The following is a 25,046-nucleotide window of genomic DNA, read 5'->3' on the forward strand; positions in this document are numbered from 1 at the left end:
GAGAAGTTAAGCCTATTTGCGCCGATGGTACTACATTTGTGGGAGAGTAGGTCGTCGCCTTTTTTAGAAAGTCCTAAACATTTATTTGTTTAGGACTTTTTTTTGTTTAAAGTTTTTTGAATTATGTAAGGTATTATTTTTATAATTAATACATTATAAAAAAAAACATTTTAATTATCTTCAAGTATTATAATTAAACACTAATAAATGTCCACAAATAGGGAACTTGATTTAGCTTGGGATTTTGTTAATAGAACAGAAAGGAATGTTTTTTTAACAGGTAAAGCAGGAACAGGAAAAACTACATTTTTACATAAATTAAAAAAGGAATCATTAAAAAGAATGGTAGTTGTCGCTCCAACAGGTGTTGCTGCAATTAATGCAAAAGGTGTTACCATACATTCTTTTTTTCAAATGCCTTTTGGACCTATATTGCCAAATAAAAATTTAATAAATTCTGATGGTTTTAATAGGAAATTCTCAAAAACTAAAATTAACATTATCAAATCCATGGATTTGTTAGTGATTGATGAAATTAGTATGGTGAGGGCGGATTTACTTGATGGAATAGATAAAACACTAAGACGTTTTAGAAAGAAAAATAAAGTTTTTGGTGGAGTACAATTATTAATGATTGGTGATTTACAGCAATTGTCACCTGTTGTTAAAGAGGATGAGTGGTATATATTAAAACCTTTTTATAGTAATGCATTTTTTTTTAGTAGTTTGGCGTATAAAGAATGTAATGCTATAATTGTTGAGTTAAATCATATATATAGACAAGATAATCCTAAGTTTATAGATATTTTAAATCAAATACGAACAAATAGTTTAACTGAAGTTTCGGCTAATGAACTAAATAAAAGATATAAACCAAATTTTCAACCAAATGATGAAGATGGTTATATTTCTTTAACAACTCATAATAGTAAAGCTGAAAATATAAATATTTCAGAATTAAATAATTTAGAAGGAAAGATTGTTACGTATAATGCACGTGTGGAAGGAAAATTCCCAAATTTTTTATATCCAAATAAAGAAGAATTAAAATTAAAAGTTGGTTCTCAAGTAATGTTTATAAAAAATGATAGTTCTGTAGAAAAACGTTATTTTAATGGTAAAATTGGAAAAGTAATTTTATTAGATAAAGATGAAGTTATCGTAAAATGTCCTGATGATGATTTTAATATTGTTACAACTCCAGAAGTATGGGATAATATAAATTATACCGTTGATAAAGATACAAAAGCTATAAAAGAAAGTAAAATAGGCTCTTATACACAAATGCCTCTACGGTTGGCTTGGTCAATAACTATACATAAAAGCCAAGGTTTAACTTTTGAGAAAGCTATAATTGATGCAGAAGGAGCATTTGCACATGGGCAAACTTATGTTGCTTTAAGTCGTTGTAAGAGTTTGGAAGGTTTAGTTTTAAAAAGTAAAATTTATTCAAATCAGATAATTAGTGATAGTAATGTAACTTCATTTAATAGATATGCAGAAAATAATCAACCAAATGATAATATATTACTAGAATCGAAAGTAGAATTCCAACTTAATTTAATTTCTGAAATTTTTGATTTTTATAATTTTTTATATCCTCTAAATCGTGTTTTAGATATTTTTTACAAAAATAGAGGTAGTATTCAAGGCAATATTGAATCACCTCTAATTTTAATTAAAGACTGTATAACAAATTTATTAAAAGTAGCAAATGCTTTTAAAGCTCAACTTTTAGATTTGTCTAAAGTTAAATTGATTCCAGAATCAAATATAGAAATACAAAATAGGTTTAAAAAAGCATTAGATTATTATTATAGTCAACTTGATAATAATATAGTTGACCCATTTAAAACTTTTAGTTTTTCAACAGATAATAAAGCTTTGGAAAAAGAATTAGTAAAAAACTTAGATGTTTTTGAAGAATTACTAGTAATAAAGCAATTATATTTTAAAGGTTTAGCAAATGGCTTTAATGTAAAATTATATTTAGAGCTAAGAGCTAAATCTGTGTTTTTAGCTAAAGATGCTCCAAAAAAAGCAAGAAAAACTGTTATAGATGGAACAACAAATGTTGAATTATTTGAATTACTCCGAGAGTTAAGAAACTCAATAGCTAATGAAAACGATTTAATTCATTACCAGATTTTTACACAAAAATCTTTATATGAGATGTGCGAAACTTTGCCAACAAATAAAGCAGAATTATTGAAAATAAATGGTTTTGGAAAAACAAGAGTTGATAAATATGGAACCGAGATAATTAGAGTTATACGTGATTATTGTGATGAAAACGATATTGAAACCTCTCCTAACAATGAAATATTTACCACACCTAAGCCTAAAAAGAAAGTAGGAAGTACTAAATCAATTTCACTAAAATTATTTAAATCAGGAAAATCTATTGAGCAAATTGCTATGGAAAGAGATTTGAATATAAATACAATTACTGGACATTTAGCTAGTTTTATAAGTACAGGTGAGATAAAAATTTTAGACTTAATTAGTGAAAAACATTATAACGAATTAATAAAAATTATACCAAAACAAAAATTTGAAAATCTCTCAGATTTAAAACATCAAATAGATAATAAATATACTTATGGCGAACTGCGTTTGGTTTTAGATGAGTTATCTAAAAAATAAAAAAGCTCCGAAAATTATTTCCGAAGCTTTTTTTAGTATAATTCTTTAAAATTAAGACTTAATTACACCTCTTGAAATAACTATTTTTTGAATTTCAGAAGTTCCCTCATAAATTTGAGTGATTTTTGCATCACGCATTAAACGTTCTACATGATATTCTTTTACAAAACCATTACCTCCATGAATTTGTACGGCCTCAACAGTTTGTTCCATTGCAACTTTAGAAGCATATAATTTAGCCATGGCGCTAGACATATCGTAATTATTACCTTGATCTTTGTCCCAAGCAGATTTCATTACCAACATACGTGCAGCTTCAATTTCTGTATGCATATCTGCTAATTTAAAAGCAATTGCTTGGTGATTACAAATTTCTGTTCCAAATGCTTTACGTTCTTTAGAATATTTTAAAGCTAATTCATAAGCACCTTGCGCTATACCTAAAGCTTGAGAAGCAATACCAATACGTCCACCAGATAAAGTTTTCATAGCAAATTTAAAGCCAAATCCATCTTCACCAATTCTATTTTCTTTAGGTACTTTTACGTCGTTAAATTGTAAAGTATGTGTATCGCTACCTCTAATACCTAATTTATCTTCTTTTGGCCCAACATCAAATCCAGGAGTGCCTCTTTCAACTATAAAAGCATTAATACCTTTATGACCTTTTTCTTTATCTGTTTGTGCAATTACTAAATAAACATCTGCTCTTCCTCCACTGGTAATCCAGTTTTTTGTTCCGTTAATTAAATAATGATCACCCTTATCTTCTGCAGTTGTTTTTTGAGAAGTTGCATCACTTCCTGCTTCAGGTTCACTTAAGCAAAATGCGCCAACAAATTCTCCAGTAGCTAACTTGGTTAAATATTTTTGTTTCTGTTCTTCATTCCCATAAGCCTCTAATCCATAGCAAACAAGAGAGTTATTTACAGAAACAATTACAGAAGCAGAAGCATCAATCTTAGAAAGTTCTTCCATAATAAGAACATAAGACGTCGCATCCATACCACTTCCGCCGTATTTTGGATCTACCATAATTCCCATAAAACCTAAATCTCCCATTTTTTTCACTAATTCTTGTGGGAATTCTTGTTTGTTGTCACGTTCTATAACGCCAGGTAGTAATTCGGTTTGAGCAAAGTCACGAGCAGCATCGCGAATCATTATATGTTCTTCGGTTAAGCTAAAATCCATATTTATAGTATTGTTAATTTGATAAAATAAGTGTGCAAATATAACTTTTTATTAGCTTTTTTTCAACAGATATTTCTATTTTTACTTAATATGATAAAAAACAGCTACAGAGTTATTGGAGTCATGTCTGGAACATCTTTAGACGGTATAGATTTGGCTCTTATTAATTTCAATTTTAATAAAAATTGGAGCTTTAATATACTTAAAACAGAAACTATTAATTATACACAGGAGTGGTATAAAAAACTGAAACTATTAGTTAATTCTTCTAAAGAAGATTTAATGGAAGTAGATAATGAGTATTCTATATATCTAGCTAAGGTTATTCAAAACTTTATATTAAATAATAATATAGAAAATATTGATGCAATTTGTTCTCATGGGCATACTGCTTTACATAAACCAGAAGAAGGTGTAACCTATCAAATAGGTAATTTACCAATTTTAGAAAAAAAAATAAATAAAACTGTAGTCTGCAATTTTAGAGTTCAAGATGTTGCTTTAGGTGGACAAGGAGCTCCTTTAGTTCCAATAGGAGATCAATTATTATTTTCAAAATATGAATATTGTGTTAACCTAGGAGGTTTTGCAAATCTATCTTCAGAAATTGATGGAAAAAGAATAGCTTTCGATATTTGTCCAGTAAATATTGTACTTAATAAATATGTTTCAAAATTAGGTTTAGCTTATGATGATAAAGGAAATATTTCCAAAAAAGGCATAATAAACCATGACTTATTAAATAAATTAAATAATCTTCAATTTTATAAAGATGATTATCCTAAATCTTTGGGTTTAGAATGGGTAAATAGTAATGTTTTTCCGCTTATAGATGCTTATAATTTATCAATAGAAGATGTATTAAGAACATTTGTAGAACACATAGCAATTCAAATAAGTAAAGTTTTAGTAAAAAACACATCGGTTTTAGTTACAGGAGGAGGAGTTTTTAATTCTTTTTTAATGTCTCGAATAGAGAGTTTATGTAATAATTCAATTCAAATTCCTGAAAAACAAATTGTAGAATATAAAGAAGCATTAATTTTTGGTTTTTTAGGAGTACTTAAACTTAGAAACGAAAACAACTGTTTAGCTAGTGTAACAGGAGCTAAAGTTAATCATTCTTCAGGTGTAATATTTCAATCATAAAAAAAATTAAATTTTTACTTTATGCACCTTTAGTTTTTTATATTTGTTAAACTAATCAAAACAGTATTTAAATGAATCAACTTTAGCTACGTTTCAATTATATTTTCAGACTAAAAATTAATATAACTTGATAACGTTTCAATAGACTAAAATGAAAGAATTACTAAAAAAATACGAAAATAAAGAACCAGAAATAATCTTTAATTGGAAAGATGCCGAAACCGAAGCCGAAGGCTGGACAGTAATAAACTCTCTTAGAGGAGGAGCTGCAGGAGGAGGAACAAGAATGCGCAAAGGCCTAGATATGAACGAGGTTTTATCTTTAGCTAAAACCATGGAAGTGAAGTTTACCGTTTCTGGACCAGCAATTGGTGGTGCAAAATCTGGTATAAATTTCGATCCTAACGATCCTAGAAAAAAAGGTGTTTTAGAGCGTTGGTACAAAGCTGTATCTCCATTACTTAAAAGTTATTATGGTACTGGTGGCGATTTAAATGTAGACGAAATACATGAAGTAATCCCAATTACAGAAGAATCTGGTGTTTGGCATCCACAAGAAGGTGTTTTTAACGGGCACTTTAAGCCAACCGAAGCAGATAAAATTAATAGAATAGGACAATTACGTCAAGGTGTTATTAAAGTAATAGAAAACCCAGGTTTTTCTCCAGATGTAGCTAGAAAATATACTGTTGCAGATATGATTACAGGTTATGGAGTTGCCGAAGCAGTTAAACATTATTACGAAATTTATGGAGGAAGCGTTGTTGGAAAACGTGCCGTTGTTCAAGGTTTTGGTAATGTAGGTTCTGCTGCTGCATATTATTTAGCACAAATGGGAGCCAAGGTAGTTGGAATTATAGATATTTCTGGTGGTGTAATAAATGAAGAAGGTTTCTCTTTCGATGAAATTACTAACTTCTTTTTAAATAAAAATGGTAACACTTTACTGGCAGACAATATGATTCCGTTCGAAGAAATGAACGAACGTGTATGGTCACTTCAAACAGAAATTTTTGCACCTTGTGCGGCTTCAAGATTAATTACACAAGATCAAATAAATCAATTAATAAATACAGGATTAGAAGTCATTTCTTGTGGTGCAAATGTACCATTTGCAGATAAAGAAATTTTCTTTGGTAGTATTATGGAACACACAGATGAGAAAGTAAGTTTAATTCCAGACTTTATTTCAAACTGTGGTATGGCAAGAGTTTTTGCTTACTTTATGGAGCGTAAAGTACAAATGACAGATGAAGCTATTTTTAACGATACTTCAGAAATTATTAAAAAAGCATTGCAAAACACTTATGATAAAAACCCAAGCAAAACCGAAATTAGTAAAACAGCTTTCGAGATTGCATTAACTCAATTAGTTTAATTCAATTTAAAACTTAATACTTTAAAATTATGATAAATCAATTTTTAGGAAACAGTCCTAAATGGTTCAAATTCACAATGATTGCTTTTTTAATCATTAATATACCTTTATTCTATATAAATCCTACAGTATGTGCATGGTTATTTATTGGTGAATTTATTTTCTGTTTAGCAATGGCTCTAAAATGCTATCCATTACAATCAGGAGGATTACTTGCAATAGAAGCTTTAGCCTTAGGGCTTACAACTCCAGAAAATGCTTATCATGAGGTAGATGCTAACCTAGAAGTTATATTACTTTTAGTATTTATGGTTGCAGGTATTTATTTTATGAAACCTTTATTAATGTACATATTTAGTAAAGTTTTTACAAAAATTAAATCCAAATTAACACTTTCCGTTTTATTTGTAGTTTTAGCAGCAGTACTTTCTGCTTTCTTAGATGCATTAACAGTAACAGCTGTATTAATTAGTGTAACAGTAGGTTTTTATGGCGTATATCATAAAATACACTCTAGTGCTAATGCAGATTATGATGATGATAATATTTTAGATAGAAAAGAATTAAGTGGCGAAACATTCGAACAATTTAAAAGTTTTTTAAGAAGTTTAATAATGCATGGTGTTGTAGGTACAGCTTTAGGAGGCGTTTGTACTTTAGTAGGAGAACCACAAAACTTATTAATTGGAGAACGTTTAGGATGGGATTTTGTTCAGTTTTTCTTAAAAATGGCACCTATAACAATACCAGTATTATTTGCAGGTACTATAACCACTATAATTTTAGAGAAAACTAAAATATTTGGTTACGGAGAAAAACTACCAGAAGTAGCTCGTAGAATAATTGAAAATTATACAGAAGAAGAAGATAAAAAAAGAACACCAGCTCAAAAATACGGCTTAATAGTTCAAGGAGTTTCTGCGTTATTATTAATAGCAGGTTTAGCATTACATATTGCACCAGTAGGATTTATTGGTTTAGCATTAATTATTGTTCAAACTGCATTTATGGGTATTACAGATGAGCATTCTTTAGGTAAAGCATTCGAAGAAGCATTACCATTTACAGGATTACTAGTAGTATTTTTTGTAATAGTAGCCATGATCCACGATCAACATTTATTTCAACCAATTATAGAATGGGCACTTTCTAAAGATCCAGCACAACAACCAGCTATTTTTTATGCAGCAAACGGATTATTATCTATGATTAGTGATAATGTATTTGTAGCAACGGTATATATTGGAGAAGTTCAAAATGCATTTTTAGCAGGAGATATAACAAGATTACAATTTGAACATTTAGCAGTAGCAATTAATACAGGTACAAACTTACCTAGTGTGGCAACACCTAATGGTCAAGCAGCATTTTTATTTTTACTAACATCATCAATAGCACCATTAATCAATTTATCTTATGGGAAAATGGCTAAAATGGCATTTCCATATACAATTGTTTTAGGTATTATGGGATTATTAGGAGTTATTTACATGCTATAGTTTTAAAAAACTTCTAAAAAAGATATATTAAATTATAAAAAAACACGTTATACAGTTATCTAAATCAAGAATATGTTAAATACAATATTACAAGAAACAGTTCAAAATACCGAAGGATTAACCGATGGTGAAACTACAGAAAAAACACTGTCAATAATAGAGTTAATTACAACAGGAGGAACAGCAGGAATAATTATAATAGCAATATTATTTGTACTTTTTGTAGCTGCTATTTACATTTATTTTGAAAGACTTTTAGCCATAAAAGAAGCTTCAAAAGTAGACGCTAATTTTATGAATCAAATTAAAGACTATGTAAGCGATGGTAAAATGGATTCTGCTCAAAACCTTTGTTTACAAGCAAACTCACCAGTCTCAAGATTAATAAGTAAAGGTGTTTCTAGAATAGGTAAACCATTAGACGATATTAATAAAGCAATAGAAAACGCTGGTAGATTAGAAATTTATAGCCTTGAAAAAAATGTAAGTGTTTTAGCAACAATTTCTGGTGCAGCACCAATGATTGGGTTTCTTGGAACAGTTATTGGAATGATTCTTTCAATATTCGAAATTGCAAACTCAGGAGGTTCAATAGATATTAAAACATTAGCAGATGGTTTATATACAGCCATGACAACAACCGTAGGAGGATTAATTGTTGGTATTGTAGCATACATAGCCTATAATCATTTAGTAGTAAAAACAGATAAAGTGGTTTATAAAATGGAAGCAAATTCATTAGAATTCTTAGACCTTTTAAACGAACCTATTTAATCTTTAATTTATGAATTTACGCGGAAGAAATAAAGTAACACCAGAATTCAATATGTCTTCTATGACGGATATTGTATTCCTTTTACTTATCTTTTTTATGATTGCTTCAACGCTTGTTTCAGCCGAAGCCATAGATTTGTTACTACCAAAATCAACAAGTAAAACAACACAAACAAAAAGCATATCTGTAAGTGTAGATAAAAACACAAACTATTATATAGATATGCAACAAGTGTCTAAAGAAACATTAGAATCAGAGCTAATATCTAAACTAGGAGATGTAGAATCGCCGACAATTACTATACGTTCAGATCAAGATGTAGAAATGAAACACGTTGTATATATTATGGATATTGCAAATAGAAACAAAATCAAATCAACCTTAGCAGTAAAAGCACAATAGCTTGAAATACCTACAAACAAAACACGAACAAAATTCTGCTAAAATCACAACTTTAATAGTTGTGATTGTTCTGTTATTATGCTTTGTTGTAGGCCAAGAATATCAAGAATTGCCAGAAGAATATGGTGTGGCAATAAATTTTGGAGATGCAAATTTACTAAATGAGAATATACCATCAAATGCATCAGAAAAAGCACCAGAAGCAGACGAGGTTTTAGAAGAAGAAACGCTTGAAGAAGAAGTTACCGAGGAGGTTTTAGAAGAAGAAACCATCGAGGAAGAGGAAATAAATGAAGAAGCCGAAGCCGAAGCTGAAAAACAAAAATTAGAAGAAGAAGCACAACAAGAAGCTGAGAGAATAGCAGCCGAAGAAGCCGCAGCAGCCGAAGAAGCGGCAAAAGCTGCTGAAGCAGAAAAAGCAGCCGAGGCAGAAAAACTTTTAGCACAACAAGAAGCTGAAGCTTTAAGAATAAAAAATGAAAAATTAGCTAAAGAAGCAAAGGAAAAAGCAGCAAAAGAAGCCGCAGATAAAAAAGCAGCAGAAGCAAAAGCTAAAGCAGAAAAATTAGCAAAAGAAGCCGAAGCCAAAAAAATAGCAGAAGCAAAAGCAGCAAAAGCAAAAGCAGCAAAAGCTAAAGCTGCAAAAGCTAAAGCAGACGCAGAAGCAAAAGCTGCAAAGGCTAAAGCAGACGCAGAAGCAAAAGCTGCAAAAGCAGAAGCAGATAGAAGAGCCGCAAAAGCAGCAGCCGATGCAAAAGCAGCCGCAGCAGCTAAAGCCGCAGCAAGTAAAAGTGGTGGTAACGAAACCGTATCATTTAAGTTAATTGAAAATTCACCAATTTATCCAGGATGCGAATCAGGTAATAATGCTACCAGAAAAAAATGCATGAACGATAAAATAAACCAATTTATAGCTAAGAATTTTAATAGAATATTAATATCAGATTTAGGTTTAGAGGGTAAACAAGAAATATATATTCGTTTCACAATAAATGAATCTGGAAATATTGTAGGAATTAGAGCAAAAGGTCCACACTCTAAATTAGAAGATGAAGCTAAACGCGTAACAAAGTTATTGCCAAAAATGAAACCAGGAATGCAACAAGGTAGACCGGTATCAGTATCATTTAATTTACCACTTAGCGTAAATGCAAAATAAAATGAAATATTTACAAACAAAACACGAACAAAACTCAGCTAAAATAACAACATTAATAGTCGTTATTTTAATTTTGTTATGTTTTGTAGTTGGTCAAAGTTATCAAGATCCACCAGAAGAATATGGTGTTGCTGTAAACTTTGGTAATTCAGCGGTTGGTAGTGGAAATGTTCAACCAGATAAACCTGTAAAATCCGAAGATGTAAATATTAATAAGCAGCCTAACGAAACACAATCAGAACCTAATATATCCGAAGAAAAAAACGAAGACACCAAAGAATCTGCTTCAGAAGAAGTTAAAGAAAATCTGTTAACACAAGACTCTCAAGAAGCTATAGCAATAAAAAAGGCAAAAGAGGTAGCAAAGGCTAAAGCACAAGCAGAAGCTAAAGCTAAGGAAGAAGCTGCTAAAAAGGCAAAAGCAAAAGCAGATGCCGAAGCAAAAAAGAAAGCTGAAGAAGCTAAGAAAAAAGCAGAAATCGATGCATTAATGGGCGGAATTAATAATTCAGATGGAAAATCAAGTGGAAGCGAAGGGAATGATAATCAAGCAGGAGATAAAGGACAATTAGATGGTAATCCATACGCACCAAGTTATTTTGGCGGAGGGAAAGGAAATGGCGGAGTCGGTTCAGGTCTTGGAGGTAGAGGGCAAGGTAAATTTGTAAAAATTGTTCAAAACTGTAATGAAGAAGGATTAGTTATAGTTAGAGTCGAAGTAGATAGAAGCGGAAGAGTTGTAAAAGCAGAACCAGGAGAAAAAGGAACAGAAAATTCAGCACCTTGTTTATATGAAGCTGCAAAAAAAATAGCAGAATCAGGTAAATGGCCTGCAGATTCTAAAGCACCTACTAGACAAATAGGCTTTGTAAGTATAGATTTCAAATTAGGACAATAAAATGAATTATCACGATACAGTAAATTGGATGTTCTCTCAACTTCCAATGTATCAAAACCAAGGCAAAAGTGCTTATAAAGTAGATATAGCAAATACTCTTCTTTTAGCTAATCACTTAGAAAACCCTGAGAATAAATTTAAAAGTATTCATGTAGCTGGAACTAACGGAAAAGGTTCAACAAGTCATATGTTAGCTTCTGTTCTTCAAGAGGCGGGTTATAAAGTTGGTTTATATACGTCACCACATTTAAAAGATTATAGAGAGCGAATTAAAATCAATGGAAAAGAAATAAGTAAACAATTTGTAATTCAATTTGTAAAACGTAATAAGTCTTTTTTTCAATTAAATGCACTATCTTTTTTTGAAATGACTGTTGGGTTGGCTTTCGAATATTTTGCAAAACAAAAAGTTGATATTGCAATAATCGAAGTTGGATTAGGTGGCCGTTTAGATTCTACAAATATAATAACACCAGAAGTTTCCATAATTACAAATATAGGTTTAGATCATACACAGTTTTTAGGCAATACTTTACAAGAAATTGCTAAAGAAAAGGCAGGTATTATCAAATCAAATATTCCTGTAGTAATTGGAGAAACTCAAAAAGAAACAGAAGCAGTATTTCAAGAAGTCGCTCAAAATAATAAAGCCAAAATTATATTTGCAGATCAAAGTAAAACTCATGCTTATAAAAGCGATTTAAAAGGTAAGTATCAAGATAAAAACATAAAAACAGTCACTCAAGCTATAAAAGAAATTCAATTAAAAGGATTTAATGTCTCAAAAGAAAACATAGAAAAAGGACTTTTAAATGTTGTTAAAAACACAGGCCTCCTTGGAAGATGGCAAATAGTACAAAAGTCACCAAAAGTAATTTGCGATACAGCACATAATAGAGAAGGACTAAAAATAGTAATGAGTCAACTCCAAAATGAAATTTTTGATAACTTACATATTGTTTTTGGAGTTGTAAATGATAAAGATTTAAACACAATTATAGATCTTTTACCAAAAAATGCAAATTATTATTTATGCAAACCAAATATTCCAAGAGGATTAAGCGAAAAAAAATTAGAAGCATGTTTTAAAAATAAAAACTTAACTTGTAAATCATATAATTCTGTAAATGAAGCATATAAAACAGCAATAGATAAAGCTAAAGATAAAGATGTAGTATACGTTGGAGGAAGTACTTTTGTAGTTTCTGAAATTATTTGAAAATTTTTTTAAAAAAACTTTTGTGTATTCAAAATCTCGTGTATATTTGCACACCGAATAATAAGGGCGCGTAGCTCAGTTGGTTCAGAGCACTTGGTTTACACCCAAGGGGTCAGGGGTTCGAATCCCTTCGCGCCCACAACATCAAAAAATCCTAATGAATTTTCATTAGGATTTTTTATTTTATATAAATTCTAGTACTACTTATTTTTATAATGTATTAAGAGTTTTTAGTTAGCATAAAAGAATAAATTACAAAATTATAGGTTAACGGTTTTTAACCTGTATAATATTTATATAAACACTGTAGTTATACAGGCTTTATTTTTTATATTTGGCGCATGAATGCGAAATGGTATTTTGGAGCTTTAATACTAATACTCACTTTGTTTGGTGCAAATCAGGAAAATCTGGTAGTACCAAATCAAGAGATTGTATTACAGTTCTCTAATACTACAGTTACTTCCAATGAAGTAGAATTAACTCTTGCTAATGTAAAGGAGCAATTAAAGGCTATTGGTGTTTCTAAATTTCAAGTTCGTAAAGAAACTAAAGGCAGGTTAGTTATATCTTATTATAGTGATACTACTGCCGCTATTGTAAAAGATTTACTTTCTGCAGACATAGCATTCGACTATGCTTCAAATAAAGATGATAATTCAGAATTTCCGTTAGAACATCATTATAATTTAGATGTTTTCGAAATCTCAAAAACAAGTGATACCGGTTTTGGATCTTCAGGAAAATCATTATTCCAGCTAAAACAAGATTACGATAGGTTTTCAAACCCAAATGTATTGCTTTATGCTGTAGAGTTTACTCCAATTTTAAGAAATATTGAAGTTCAAGTAGCATATAAACAAAATAATACTATTGCAATTGCAATAAACAATATACCTCATAAAATTCCTGAAGGTCGAGCTGGACCAATTTCTTAAAAGGAATATTTTATAACACTTCCTAAACATCAAATTTTAAAACACATAAATATTTAATATTTATGTGGTGTTTAAAAAAATATAGTTTTCAAAATATATTGAAAGCTATTATTTCATTTTAAAAAAGATTACTAACAACTGTCAGAATATAAAAACCTGACGCAAATATTAAAAGAATGCAAAATAAAGGATTAGTAAAACTGTTTGCAGTTTTATTTGGATTGGTAAGTATTTACCAGCTGTCTTTCTCGTTTAAAAATAATGCAATCGAGAAAAATGCAGAAGAATTAGCAGCATCAAAATTTAGTGAAAGTGATGCAGACTATAAAGAAAAACGTAAAGCGTTTGAAGTAAATTATTTAGATTCTCTTTCGTCTTCTAACGAAAGTGTTTTCTTAGGAGAAGATTATGCTAAAGTTAAGGACAATGCCATGAAACTTGGTCTTGACCTTAAAGGAGGTTTAGAAGCTATTTTACAAGTATCTGTTAGAGATATTTTAAAAGGATTAGCAAACGACTCTAAAGACCCAGTATTTAATAAGGCTTTAGATGATGCTGATGAATTACAAAAAAACTCTCAAGATGATTATATTGAATCTTTCTTCACAGCTTTCGATGCTATTAAAGGAGATAAGCAATTAGCATCACCAGATATTTTTGGAACACGTTCTTTAGTGGAAGCTGGAACTATAAAAATTGGTATGAGCGATGCAGATGTAAAATCGGCATTATCTAAAAAAGTAGACGAGTCTATTGCTTCTGCTTTACAGGTTTTACGTACACGTATCGACCAATTTGGTGTTGCATCTCCTAACATTCAACGTTTAGGGTCTTCTGGACGTATTTTAGTAGAATTACCAGGAGTTAAAGATGTAGAGCGTGCTAAAGCTTTAATTACAGGAACTGCAGAATTAGAATTTTGGTTTGGATATAAAGCTCAAGACTTAGGTCAATATTTTAACGACCTAAACAATGCTTTAAAAGCAAAACAAGAAACAGCAAGTGCAGATACAGATGCAGAGAATGCTACTCAAGAAGAAGGTGAAGATTCTGCCGATGATATTATTGGAGATTTAACTGGTGAGGAAGACGAAACAACTGTAGCTGTTAATCCATTTTACGACTTAGTAGCAGTAGGTACTACAGGATATTATTCTGGAGTTGGTTTAGTAAAATTATCAGACCAGAAAAAAGTAGAGGAAATTTTAAACTCTAAAGAAGCTATTGCATTACGTCCAGCAGCTGCAAAAAATGTAAAATTTGTATTCGAAAAACCTAAAAAAGATAGTGAAGTAACAACTTTACACGTTTTAGAAGGAAATAGAGATAACGAGCCTCCATTACATGGAAGTATTGATGATGCAAGAGAAGGTTACGACCAAGCCAATAGAGTAGTAGTAAACATGCAAATGGATGCCGCAGGTTCTAAGACTTGGGAAGAAATGACAGAGCGTGCTTATAAAGAAGGTAGTAATATTGCTATTGTATTAGATAATATTGTGTACTCTGCACCAGGAATTAGTAGAGGTAAAATTGCTGGAGGTCGTTCAGAAATTTCTGGAGACTTTACAATTAACGAAGCAATCGATTTATCTAACGTATTACGTGCAGGTAAATTACCAGCAAGAGCAACAATTATTCAAAGTGACGAAGTTGGACCAACATTAGGACAAGAAGCTATAGATAGTGGTACAATGTCGTTTGTAATTGCATTAGCATTAGTATTACTATGGATGATGTTTTATTACGGTAAAGCAGGTTTATTTGCAGACATTGCAATGGCATTAAACATTTTATTAATCTTCGGTATTTTATCAGGATTAGGAGCCGTATTAACATTACCTGGAATTGCCGGTATTGTATTAACAATTGGTATGTCGGTAGATGCCAACGTACTTATTTTCGAGCGTATTCGAGAAGAATTAGGAAAAGGTAAAGATATTAAATCTTCAGTTCAAGACGGTTTTAGTAATGCATTGTCTTCTATTTTAGATGCTAACATTACTACAGGTTTAACAGCTTTAATTTTATTCTTATTTGGTACAGGACCAATTAAAGGTTTTGCAACAACTTTATTAGTAGGTATTGCTACTTCATTATTTACGGCAATATTTATTACTAGATTATTAGTAGACTGGTATGTTAATAAAGGTGGTAAGTTAGATTTCTCTACAGGTATCACTAAAAACTTATTTAGAAACATAAACATCGCATTCTTAAAGAAGCGTAAAATGGCCTACATTATTTCAGGAATATTAATCGTAGGAAGTTTAGCATCATTATTTACAAATGGATTAGATCAAGGTGTAGATTTTGCTGGAGGTAGAACATATCAAGTACGTTTCGATCAACCAGTAAGCTCTTCAGAAATAAGTGCAACATTATCAGACCCAGAAGTATTTGGTAGTGCAGATGCAAAAACATTTGGAGACGATAACCAGTTAAAAATTACAACAAAGTATAGAATAGACGAAGCATCCGAAGAAGCAGACAACGAAATTAGACAAACATTATACAATGCATTACAACCACATTTAAACGGTATGAGCTATGCAGATTTCATCTCTAATGAAGAAGGAAAAACTGCAGGTATAATGAAAAAGTATAAAGTAAGTCCAACCATTGCAGATGATATTAAACAAGAATCTTTCTGGGCAGTATTAGGATCTTTAATTGTTGTTTTCCTTTATATTTTAATACGTTTTAAAAGATGGCAATTCTCACTTGGTGCAGTAGCAGCAGTATTCCACGATGTATTAATTGTATTAGGAGTATTCTCTATTACATATAAGTTTATGCCATTCTCTTTAGAAATTGACCAAGCATTTATAGCCGCAATTTTAACAGTAATTGGTTACTCTTTAAATGATACCGTTGTAGTATTCGATAGAATTAGAGAATTCTTTAACGAGCATACAGGCTGGTCTTTTGACACAGTTATCGATAAGTCGTTAAGCAGTACATTAAGTAGAACATTAAATACCTCTTTAACAACCTTAGTAGTATTATTAGCCATCTTTATTTTTGGTGGAGAATCTATTAGAGGATTTATGTTTGCATTAATAGTAGGTGTAATTGTAGGTACATATTCATCTTTATTTATTGCAACACCAATTATGTACGATTCTGTAAAAAGAGGAGATGCTACAGAAGCATTAAAAAACAAATCAAAAGAAGAAGAATTAGAAGACGAAGCAAAAGCTTAAACTTCAATTTTTAATTAAATATAAAAGCCTTTCAGTTTTAAACCGAAAGGCTTTTTTTATTAAATTTTTTTGAACGTTACCTTGCAAAAAAAAGCAAGGTCAGGCTATCACTACTCGCTCTTTGCAAGGAGCTCAAACATGCCGTTCTATCCTTAACGCATAAGACTAAGTGTTGTTCTCAATCCACTGTTCTGTCATAATCCAAAGCGTATTTGCAAAACGAGTTCTAAAAAAACCAAAATGTCCCGCATTAGAAACCAAGTGTTTTCTATCTATTTTAGCATTTCTAAAAATAGAAGCTAACCAATCTACAGTTTGTTTTGGTGCAAAATTATCCTTTGGAAAACTTAAAACAAGCATTGGGCAAGTAACTAAGTCTATATAAAAATTGTCTTTATTAGGTTCGCTTAAAAAATAATCTTTTCTATTTCCCCAACGTTTCCATTGGTATACAGCATATTTAGGAATATTCTCAAAAAGATCTAGTTTTTTAGCAGGAAAATAACCAAAAAATGGAGTAGTAGTAGGAATTAAAACATTCCAAAAAAATAACATTTTTAATTTTTGTAAACCAGGAAATAAATTCCAATACCCAGATTGCGACGCTACAGTAATAATAGCATCTGCAAGTGCTATATTTTTATTAAAAGCTGTTAGTTGTCCGCCAATGCTATGCGTTATAAGCGTAAGCTTATATTTTGGGTTTGTATTTTTTGCAAACTCTAAAACTGCGGCTTGGTTTTTAGCCCAATCCAGTAAATTAGAAGTATTATTTTTTATGTGTTTCGAGTAAGATAAACCTATACCAGAATAATCGAAAGTATATACAGTAAAACCTAAAGAACAAAAATGCAATGCAAATTTAGAATAGTAAGTTTGTACAACTCCAGTTGCAGATGATATTACAATGCTTTTTTGGTTTGAAGTTTCTGGAATAAATTGAGTTACAAAAATAGAATGTTTATTTTCTTGTTCTATTTCTATAACCTTATGCTGCATTACTCCACAATTTTATAGACAAAGTAATCCATTTTATCTCCAACCTCAAGTAACCATTCTTCGGCTAAACCAGCATTAATTTCTAATACAAATTGCGCTAACGCTTTCGATGGTAAAGAAGCCTCATCAAGCGGTTGCGCATTTTCTTGAAAACTAACAATTCTTTTATTGTGGTCTAAAAAAATAAGATCTAAAGGAAAACGTGTGTTTTTCATGTAAAAATTACGCTCTCTAATTTCATTAAATACAAACAGCATACCTTGGTTCTTTTTCATAGATTCTCGGTACATTAAACCAGTTTCTATCTCAAAAGGTGTTTCTGCAATTTCTATATCTAGTTTAGCAATAATTGTATCTGTAGTACCTTTGTATAAAGTAAGCTCACCTTCTTTAGTAAAAGGGACTTCTGGTTGTGCTATTGTTTTTGGCTCGTTTTTACAAGCTATTATTGTTAAGCTAAAACAAGCTAATAGTAATACTGTTTTTAAAATTTTCATTAGTGATATGTAGATTTTTGTTTGTAAACAAACATAAAATATAATCCAATTAAAATAAACGGAATACTTAATACTTGTCCCGTATTCATAAACCAAATATAATCATCACGACCATCTACTTGTGCGATTTTTACAAATTCTACAAAGAAACGAACCGTCCATAGTAAAACTAAAAATAAGCCAAATAAAAATCCTGGTTTATCGCCTTTATTTGTTTTTAAATAGAAGTATAAAAGAATTAAAAACACAAAAATATAGCAAAACGACTCGTACATTTGTGCCGGATGCCTGTAAGGTACAGCCTCTAATAAGCTTGCAAATTTAGGATTATTGGTAACTGCTGCATAAGCTGCTTTATAATCTTGTATGCCTGTAAGTTTTACAATGTCGTGTTTAGAATATTCTTCTTGAATAAAACGAACTCCTAAAGGAAAATCTCCAGATAATTTACCAACAATTTCAGAGTTAATAAAATTTCCAATTCTAATAAATACTGCTCCAGAAGCTACTGGTATTACAATGCGGTCTAAAATCCACATTAAAGATTTGTATTTATATTTTCTTCTATACAAAAACATAGCAACAATAATACCTATAGCAGCACCATGGCTTGCTAAACCTGAGAATCCTGAAAATTCAAATTTAGGATTAAAACGAAATGGTAAAAAGACGCTAAAAAAATCTTGCGAAAATAATTCTGGTTGGTAAAATATTACATGGCCTAAACGTGCGCCAAGCATTGTTGCTAGAACTGTATAAATAAAAAGAGGATCTAAATATTCTATTTTTACATGTTCTCTCTTAAATATGCGTTTTGTTATGTGCCAACCAATAACAAAAGCGGTTACCCACATAAGACTATAAAAATGAATTTTGAAATTCCCAATAATATCGATTCCTGTTATTGGATTCCAATTAAATTCTAATAAATACATATGTTTTTTTTTATGACTGTAAATATAGTATTTATGATGAATTTATACGAGGATATTACAAATCATTAACAGAATAACAATTTTTATTTAAAACTAAATATTGGCGCGTAGGCGAGTTGTCATCTTTTTTTATGGAACAGGATCATAACCTTTACCTCCCCAAGGCGACAGAGCGAAAAAAAAATGTACAGTGTACATTTTAAGCGATTGGGCGAGCTGGCGCGTAGGCGAGTTGTCATCTTTTTTTATGGAACAGGATCATAACCTTTACCTCCCCAAGACGACAGAGCGAAAAAAAAATGTACAGTGTACATTTTAAGCGATTGGGCGAGCTGGCGCGTAGGCGAGTTGTCATCCTTTTTTAAGGAACAGGATCATAACCTTTACCTCCCCAAGGATGACAACTCAAAATTCGCTTTACACTTAATTTCATACCTTTTAAAAATCCATGCTTTATTAAAGCTTCTTTTGTGTAGTGCGAACAAGTTGGTTGATATCTACACGTAGCTGGAGTAAATGGCGAAATAAAAGTCTGGTAGATTTTTATTATAAATAGAAAAGGTGCAATTAGTAGTTTTTTCATAACTATTGCATAGTGTAAAATATAATTAAAGTTACATTTGTTTTCTAATTTGTAGAAAATGTTGTGCCATCTCTACTGTCGTTTAATGTAATGCCAACTTCTGCTAATTCATCACGAATTTTATCAGACAAGGCAAAGTCTTTATTAGCTCTAGCTTCTTGTCTTAATTTTATTAGTAACTGTACAGCTCCAGAAAGTTTATCGGTACCTTCAGCTGTGTCTTTAGCATTATTTAATCCTAATAAATCAAAAACAAAAGTATGTATAGCACTTTTAAAGATTTCTAAATCTTCTTTACTAATAGTCGCACTTCCTTCTTTTATGGCATTAATGTGGTTAACAGCTTCAAATAAATTAGCGATTAAAATAGGCGTGTTAAAATCGTCATTCATGGCATCGTAACACTTTTGCTTCCAGGTTTTAACATTAAAAGATGAGGTGTTAGAAGTTTTTAGCTTTTCTAAATCGTCAACCGCATTCATTAAACGATTAAAACCTTTTTCGCTGGCTAAAAGTCCATTATCTGTTAAATCTAAAACGCTTCGGTAAGCAGATTGCATCATGAAAAAGCGAACAACATTTGGGTTGTAAGCTTTAGACATAATATCGTTTTTACCAGATAATAATTCGGCAGGATTTATATAATTTCCTGTAGATTTACTCATACGAGCACCATTAAGCTCTAGCATATTTGCATGCATCCAGTAGTTAACTGGCGATTTTCCTTTTGCAGCTTGATTTTGTGCAATTTCACATTCGTGATGTGGAAATTTTAAATCCATTCCACCACCATGAATATCAAACTGTTCTCCTAAATATTTTGTACTCATGGCTGTACATTCTAAATGCCAACCTGGGAAACCATCGCTCCAAGGCGATGGCCAACGCATAATGTGCGTAGGTTCGGCTTTTTTCCATAATGCAAAATCTTGAGGATTTTTTTTATCGCTTTGCCCATCGAGCGCACGTGTATTGTGTATTAAATCTTCAAGTTTACGCTTACTTAAAATACCGTAATCGTTAGTTTCATTATATTTATGTACATCAAAATATACAGAGCCATTAACTTCGTAAGCAAAACCATTATCTATAATTGTGCTAATTAATTCAATTTGCTCAATAATATGTCCGGTTGCAGTAGGCTCGATACTTGGCGGTAGTAAGTTAAAGGTGTTAATTACGTTATGAAAATCTACAGTATAGCGCTGTACAATTTCCATAGGCTCAATTTCTTCTAAACGCGCTTTTTTGGTAATTTTATCTTCACCAACATCAGCATCGTTTTCTAAATGTCCTGCATCTGTAATATTTCTAACATAACGAATTTTATATCCAAGATGTTTTAAATAACGAAAAACCATGTCGAAAGACATAAATGTTCTTACATTTCCTAAATGTACATTGCTGTATACAGTAGGACCGCATACATACATACCAACGTAACCTTCCGTAATAGGTTGGAAAGTTTCTTTTTTTCCTGTTAAAGAATTATAGACCTTTATTTGTTGATTTTTGTATAACTGCATTACTATTATAGTTAGAATGAAACTTTATTATGTTTTTAGTAGAAGCAAAAAAGTATTAAAATTTCGTTTCCAAACTAATATAATCTAAAAACTCACGTTTAATTTCTTTGTTTTTAAATTGGCCACCAAATTCTGAAGTTACTGTGCTACTTTCAATATCACGAATACCTCTAGAATTTACACATAAATGTTTGGCATCTATAACGCAAGCAACATCATCTGTATTTAATACTTTTTGAAGTTCTTTAACTATTTGTATTGTTAAACGCTCTTGCACTTGTGGCCGTTTTGCAAAATAATCTACTATTCTATTCATTTTAGATAATCCTACAACAGTGCCATTAGAAATATAAGCAATATGGGCTTTACCTACTATTGGTAATAAGTGGTGCTCGCAAGTAGAATATACGGTAATATTTTTTTCTACTAACATTTCGCCATATTTATACTTATTGTCAAAAACAGATGCACTAGGTTTTTTATCTGGATTTAAGCCACCAAAAATTTCATTTACAAACATTTTTGCAACTCGTTTTGGTGTGCCATTTAAGCTATCGTCTGTTAAATCCAAACCTAAAGTTTCCATGATATGGCGTACATCACTTTGTATAATATCTATTTTTTCGTTGTCGGAAAGTTTAAAAGCATCAGCTTTCATAGGTGTGTCTGAAGATGTTCCAACGTGGTTTTCTCCTAAATCGTCGTTTGTGTTTGTAGTATTCTCAATTTTCATGTGTTCAAATTCTAGCTATAATGTAAAATGCTAAAATAAAGCTTTATAAAAGGCCTTAATTTTAGCGTAATGATATTGACAAAGACTTAATGTTATTATTTGTTATAAATCTTAGAGCTTGCAAAGATAAGTAATAATAAAATGAGTGCAACACGGTAGGAGTTTTTATCTTTAAATTGTTATATTTTTAGAACGAATAATTATTAGCCATCAGTTAATAATTTTTTGCTATTTTTAGCATCCTTAAAAAACAAGATATTTATGAAACTTAGACTATTCTATGTGTTTGCATTATTTATTACAATTGGTGTACATAATGCAAATGCTCAATCTGCTAACAGACAGCCACTTAAATTGGTTAAATACAACGATAATGTTAAAAGTCCTTTAACTAATAAAGAATTGTCTTTTATTAAAGAAGTATATGCAGATAAAGTAGATGCTTATGTGTTAAGTAGACCTCAAAAGGTAAAAGACTTAAAAAATTTATTACGAAATAGAATACTTATTAAAGATATGCCAGAATTAATTGGTAATACAGATAAGTATAAAACTTTATCTGAAGCAGGATTATTTAACAATTATAATTCAAATTTAACTTTCGATAAAGTATATAATAAAGATACATTTAATGTATTAAAATATAATTTAGAATTTTTTGGTAGAGGTTCACGAATTTATAGAATAGATAATACTAGTCTTTTCATCGTAATACTTTCTCAACATCAATAAAAAATACAACAATGAATAAGTTTACTATATTAATTACATTTTTATTAATTTCAACAGTTGCATTTGCTCAAGATGTTTTAATGCAAACAGCTACTGTTACACAATGTTCAGGAACTTTTTACGATTCTGGTGGAGCAGGAGGAAACTATAGTAGTGACGAAAGTTTTACATTTACTATTTGTCCTGATGTGTCAGGAAATTTAATTCAAGTTGATTTTTCTACTTTCAGTACGCAGTTAAACTCTGATACATTATTAATTTATAATGGACCTGATACAACTGCTCCTCTATTCGGAACATTTAGTGGTGGTGGTGCAGGAAATAATCCAGGATTTGTATCAGCGACAGAAGAAAATACTTCAGGATGCTTAACTTTTGTGTTTACTTCAGATGGAACAGCAACTACAACCGGATGGGAAGCTACAATTTCTTGTTATGAACCTTGTCAAACAATTGTTTCTCAGTTAGATAGTGCAACACCAACACCAAATGCAGATGGTTATATAAGAGTTTGTACAGATGAGGATATAACTTTAAACGGTAGTGGAAATTTTTCTGTTGATGGTACAGGTGCTACTTATGAGTGGGATTTAGGAGACGGGAATACTGTTACAGGACAAACAGCAACATTTTCTTATCCAAATCCTGGTGTTTATATTGTAAACTTAAATATAACAGATACTAATACAAGTCCAGCACCAGGAACGGGCTGTACCAATACAAATTTAATTAATCAAGTAATACAAGTAGGTACAGAACCCGATTTTACAGGAACTGAAGCTGCCGATACTGTATTGTGTTATGGAGAAAGTACGACTATAGATGGAGTAGTAACACCAACCGAATTTATAAATGATTGTACACCACCAGTTAGTGGAACAACAGTTTTACCAGATCAATCTGGTGCAACATATGAAACAACAGTAACAGTTGATTGTTATGACTCAGCTCAAACACTTACAGATGTAAGCCAAATTGTTGCAGTTTGTATTAACTTAGAACATTCTTACTCTGGAGATTTAGATATTTTTATCATTAGTCCTACAGGTCAACAAACACAATTATATGACCAAGGAGGCGGAGGTACTTATTTTGGTGGTGCTAATAATTTAGATAACCAAGTGCCAGGTGTTGGAGCAGATTATTGCTTTTCAACGTCAGGAACAGTAACTGTAAATAATGGTTCTACTATTACGGCAGGAAGTAATCCTCCTAACGCTTCTTGGGCTCCAGGTACTTATCTGCCAACTGGAAGTTTTAATACTCTTTTAGGTAGTCCATTAAACGGAGATTGGACGTTACAATTAGTTGATAATTTAGGTGTAGATGATGGAACTGTTTTTGGTTGGAGTATAGAATTCGATCCAAATTTACAACCACCAGAATTATCTTTTACGCCTACAACGGTTATAGAAGGTTGGGATGCAGATCCAACAATTACTAACACGACAGGAAATACAATTACTGTTGCGCCACCTGCAGCAGGACAATATTGCTATACTTATAGAACTACAGACGATTTTGGTTGTGAATATACAGAACAAGTATGTATAGACGTTTTACCAGAAATTGTAACCGATGCACCAAATAATTTATTTTTATGTAATCCAGGAGCACCACCATATATTTTCGATTTAACCGAAAATGATGCAATAATAAATGCACCGGCTACAAATCCTACAGAACAAATTATTACATATTACGAAACACAAGCCGACGCAGATAACGAAACTAATGCAATTGCTAATGCTACGGCATATTCTTCTAGTGCAGTAATTGGTGTGCCACAAGACATATTTGTTAGAATAGAATATTTAACTTCAGATTGTTTTGAAACAGCAACATTTACATTAAATGTTACAGCGCAACCTACTATTAATCCTGCTTTAGATATGGAACTTTGTGATGATCCATCTAACGACGGTTTTGAAGCTTTTAATTTAGAATCGCAGAATTTAATTATTTTAGGAACGCAGCCAGCTACAGATTATACAGTTACTTATTATACCTCTCTTGCAGATGCAGCAGCAGGTGTTAATGCTTTAGTTAGCCCATACACTAATACTGTAAATCCAGAACCAATTTTTGTTAGAGTGCAATTAAATGGAGATGCAACTTGTTTTAATGTAACTACAAATCCTTTAGGAGAATTTGATTTAATTGTAAATCCAAGTCCAGAAATAATTTCTTTAACAAGTAATACAGATATTTGTTCTGGAAATGATGCCGTTTTTACTATTACAGGAACAGCAAACCATATAGTAAATTATAATATAAATGGAGGTGGAACTATTCAAACAACTTTAGATGCAGCAGGAGAATCTGTTATAACTGTAGCAGGAGTAACTACAGATCAAGTTATTACACTAGAGTCTATTGAAGATCCAGTAACAAACTGTACAGCGCCATTAACTAATACAACTACGGTTGTAGTTAATGCTAATCCTACGGTTACTTTAACAAGTAACACTAGTGTTTGCTCTGGCCAAGACGCCATTTTCACTATTACCGGAGACGCAGGTAATGTTGTAGACTACAATATTAACGGTGGCGGTACAGTGCAAGTAACACTAGATGC

The 25,046-nt window shown here is 31.2% G+C and carries 20 protein-coding genes and 1 tRNA gene; 14 read left to right on the forward strand and 7 right to left on the reverse strand.

Translation table 11 applies throughout. The annotated features are described in order from the left end of the window. The first annotated feature begins 207 nt into the window (after positions 1 to 207). Positions 208 to 2,646 carry a helix-turn-helix domain-containing protein gene (locus CLV86_RS13970; RefSeq protein ID WP_121053265.1) on the forward strand — a complete coding sequence of 813 codons (2,439 nt, stop codon included), beginning with the start codon at positions 208 to 210 and terminating at the stop codon, positions 2,644 to 2,646. Between the two features lie 51 nt (positions 2,647 to 2,697). On the opposite strand, the gene CLV86_RS13975 is transcribed toward CLV86_RS13970, so the two are convergent. Continuing rightward, on the reverse strand, positions 2,698 to 3,840 hold the full coding sequence (locus CLV86_RS13975; protein WP_076732202.1) for an acyl-CoA dehydrogenase: 1,143 nt from the start codon (positions 3,838 to 3,840) through the stop codon (positions 2,698 to 2,700). Between the two features lie 90 nt (positions 3,841 to 3,930). Here CLV86_RS13975 and CLV86_RS13980 point away from each other — a divergent pair, with 90 nt between their 5' ends. From CLV86_RS13980 to secDF, 11 genes are all read left to right on the forward strand, one after another. After that, complete coding sequence (locus tag CLV86_RS13980; protein ID WP_121053267.1) at positions 3,931 to 4,989, forward strand: anhydro-N-acetylmuramic acid kinase; 1,059 nt, start codon at positions 3,931 to 3,933, stop codon at positions 4,987 to 4,989. A 151-nt stretch (positions 4,990 to 5,140) separates the two neighbouring features. Beyond that, positions 5,141 to 6,367 carry a Glu/Leu/Phe/Val dehydrogenase dimerization domain-containing protein gene (locus tag CLV86_RS13985; protein WP_076732204.1) on the forward strand — a complete coding sequence of 409 codons (1,227 nt, stop codon included), beginning with the start codon at positions 5,141 to 5,143 and terminating at the stop codon, positions 6,365 to 6,367. A 29-nt stretch (positions 6,368 to 6,396) separates the two neighbouring features. After that, a complete protein-coding gene (gene nhaB / locus CLV86_RS13990) occupies positions 6,397 to 7,866 on the forward strand; it encodes a sodium/proton antiporter NhaB (RefSeq protein ID WP_121053269.1) in 1,470 nt (489 codons plus the stop codon). 72 nt (positions 7,867 to 7,938) lie between these two features. Further along, entirely contained in the window at positions 7,939 to 8,640 is a 702-nt protein-coding gene (locus CLV86_RS13995; protein ID WP_211330602.1) for a MotA/TolQ/ExbB proton channel family protein, read from the forward strand. Between the two features lie 10 nt (positions 8,641 to 8,650). After that, on the forward strand, positions 8,651 to 9,043 hold the full coding sequence (locus CLV86_RS14000) for an ExbD/TolR family protein (RefSeq protein WP_121053271.1): 393 nt from the start codon (positions 8,651 to 8,653) through the stop codon (positions 9,041 to 9,043). Position 9,044: 1 nt separating this feature from the next. After that, a complete protein-coding gene (tolA, locus tag CLV86_RS14005; protein ID WP_121053273.1) occupies positions 9,045 to 10,202 on the forward strand; it encodes a cell envelope integrity protein TolA in 1,158 nt (385 codons plus the stop codon). A 1-nt stretch (position 10,203) separates the two neighbouring features. Continuing rightward, a complete protein-coding gene (locus tag CLV86_RS14010) occupies positions 10,204 to 11,100 on the forward strand; it encodes an energy transducer TonB (RefSeq protein WP_121053297.1) in 897 nt (298 codons plus the stop codon). Between the two features lies 1 nt (position 11,101). Further along, complete coding sequence (locus CLV86_RS14015) at positions 11,102 to 12,319, forward strand: bifunctional folylpolyglutamate synthase/dihydrofolate synthase (RefSeq protein WP_121053275.1); 1,218 nt, start codon at positions 11,102 to 11,104, stop codon at positions 12,317 to 12,319. A gap of 64 nt (positions 12,320 to 12,383) precedes the next feature. Further along, positions 12,384 to 12,458 (forward strand) — tRNA-Val (locus tag CLV86_RS14020). Between the two features lie 202 nt (positions 12,459 to 12,660). Then, on the forward strand, positions 12,661 to 13,257 hold the full coding sequence (locus CLV86_RS14025; RefSeq protein WP_121053277.1) for a hypothetical protein: 597 nt from the start codon (positions 12,661 to 12,663) through the stop codon (positions 13,255 to 13,257). 176 nt (positions 13,258 to 13,433) lie between these two features. After that, entirely contained in the window at positions 13,434 to 16,463 is a 3,030-nt protein-coding gene (secDF, locus tag CLV86_RS14030) for a protein translocase subunit SecDF (protein ID WP_121053279.1), read from the forward strand. A gap of 165 nt (positions 16,464 to 16,628) precedes the next feature. Here secDF and CLV86_RS14035 read toward each other — a convergent pair whose 3' ends face one another. The 6 genes from CLV86_RS14035 to folE form a co-directional block, all read right to left on the reverse strand. Next, positions 16,629 to 17,462: an alpha/beta hydrolase family protein gene (locus CLV86_RS14035; protein WP_121053281.1), complete on the reverse strand. Its 834-nt coding sequence runs from the start codon at positions 17,460 to 17,462 to the stop codon at positions 16,629 to 16,631. Then, positions 17,462 to 17,959, reverse strand: coding sequence for a DUF192 domain-containing protein (locus tag CLV86_RS14040; protein WP_121053283.1), 498 nt, complete (start codon positions 17,957 to 17,959; stop codon positions 17,462 to 17,464). The genes CLV86_RS14035 and CLV86_RS14040 overlap by 1 nt, the downstream gene beginning before the upstream one ends. After that, positions 17,959 to 18,894 carry a prolipoprotein diacylglyceryl transferase gene (gene lgt, locus CLV86_RS14045; RefSeq protein WP_121053286.1) on the reverse strand — a complete coding sequence of 312 codons (936 nt, stop codon included), beginning with the start codon at positions 18,892 to 18,894 and terminating at the stop codon, positions 17,959 to 17,961. The genes CLV86_RS14040 and lgt overlap by 1 nt, the downstream gene beginning before the upstream one ends. 361 nt (positions 18,895 to 19,255) lie before the next feature. Then, entirely contained in the window at positions 19,256 to 19,477 is a 222-nt protein-coding gene (gene yidD, locus CLV86_RS14050; RefSeq protein ID WP_076732214.1) for a membrane protein insertion efficiency factor YidD, read from the reverse strand. Positions 19,478 to 19,521: 44 nt separating this feature from the next. Next, positions 19,522 to 21,003: a cysteine--tRNA ligase gene (cysS, locus tag CLV86_RS14055; protein WP_121053288.1), complete on the reverse strand. Its 1,482-nt coding sequence runs from the start codon at positions 21,001 to 21,003 to the stop codon at positions 19,522 to 19,524. 55 nt (positions 21,004 to 21,058) lie between these two features. After that, positions 21,059 to 21,736 (reverse strand): GTP cyclohydrolase I FolE, encoded by a 678-nt coding sequence (gene folE, locus CLV86_RS14060; protein WP_121053290.1) that lies wholly within the window; start codon positions 21,734 to 21,736, stop codon positions 21,059 to 21,061. A 261-nt stretch (positions 21,737 to 21,997) separates the two neighbouring features. Here folE and CLV86_RS14065 point away from each other — a divergent pair, with 261 nt between their 5' ends. Continuing rightward, positions 21,998 to 22,468 carry a hypothetical protein gene (locus CLV86_RS14065; protein WP_121053292.1) on the forward strand — a complete coding sequence of 157 codons (471 nt, stop codon included), beginning with the start codon at positions 21,998 to 22,000 and terminating at the stop codon, positions 22,466 to 22,468. A gap of 11 nt (positions 22,469 to 22,479) precedes the next feature. Beyond that, the coding region (locus CLV86_RS14070; RefSeq protein WP_121053294.1) for a PKD domain-containing protein at positions 22,480 to 25,046 on the forward strand (2,567 nt) is incomplete at its 3' end.

The sequence above is a fragment of the Lacinutrix venerupis genome (assembly GCF_003663945.1).
Classification (GTDB): Bacteria; Bacteroidota; Bacteroidia; order Flavobacteriales; family Flavobacteriaceae; genus Lacinutrix; species Lacinutrix venerupis.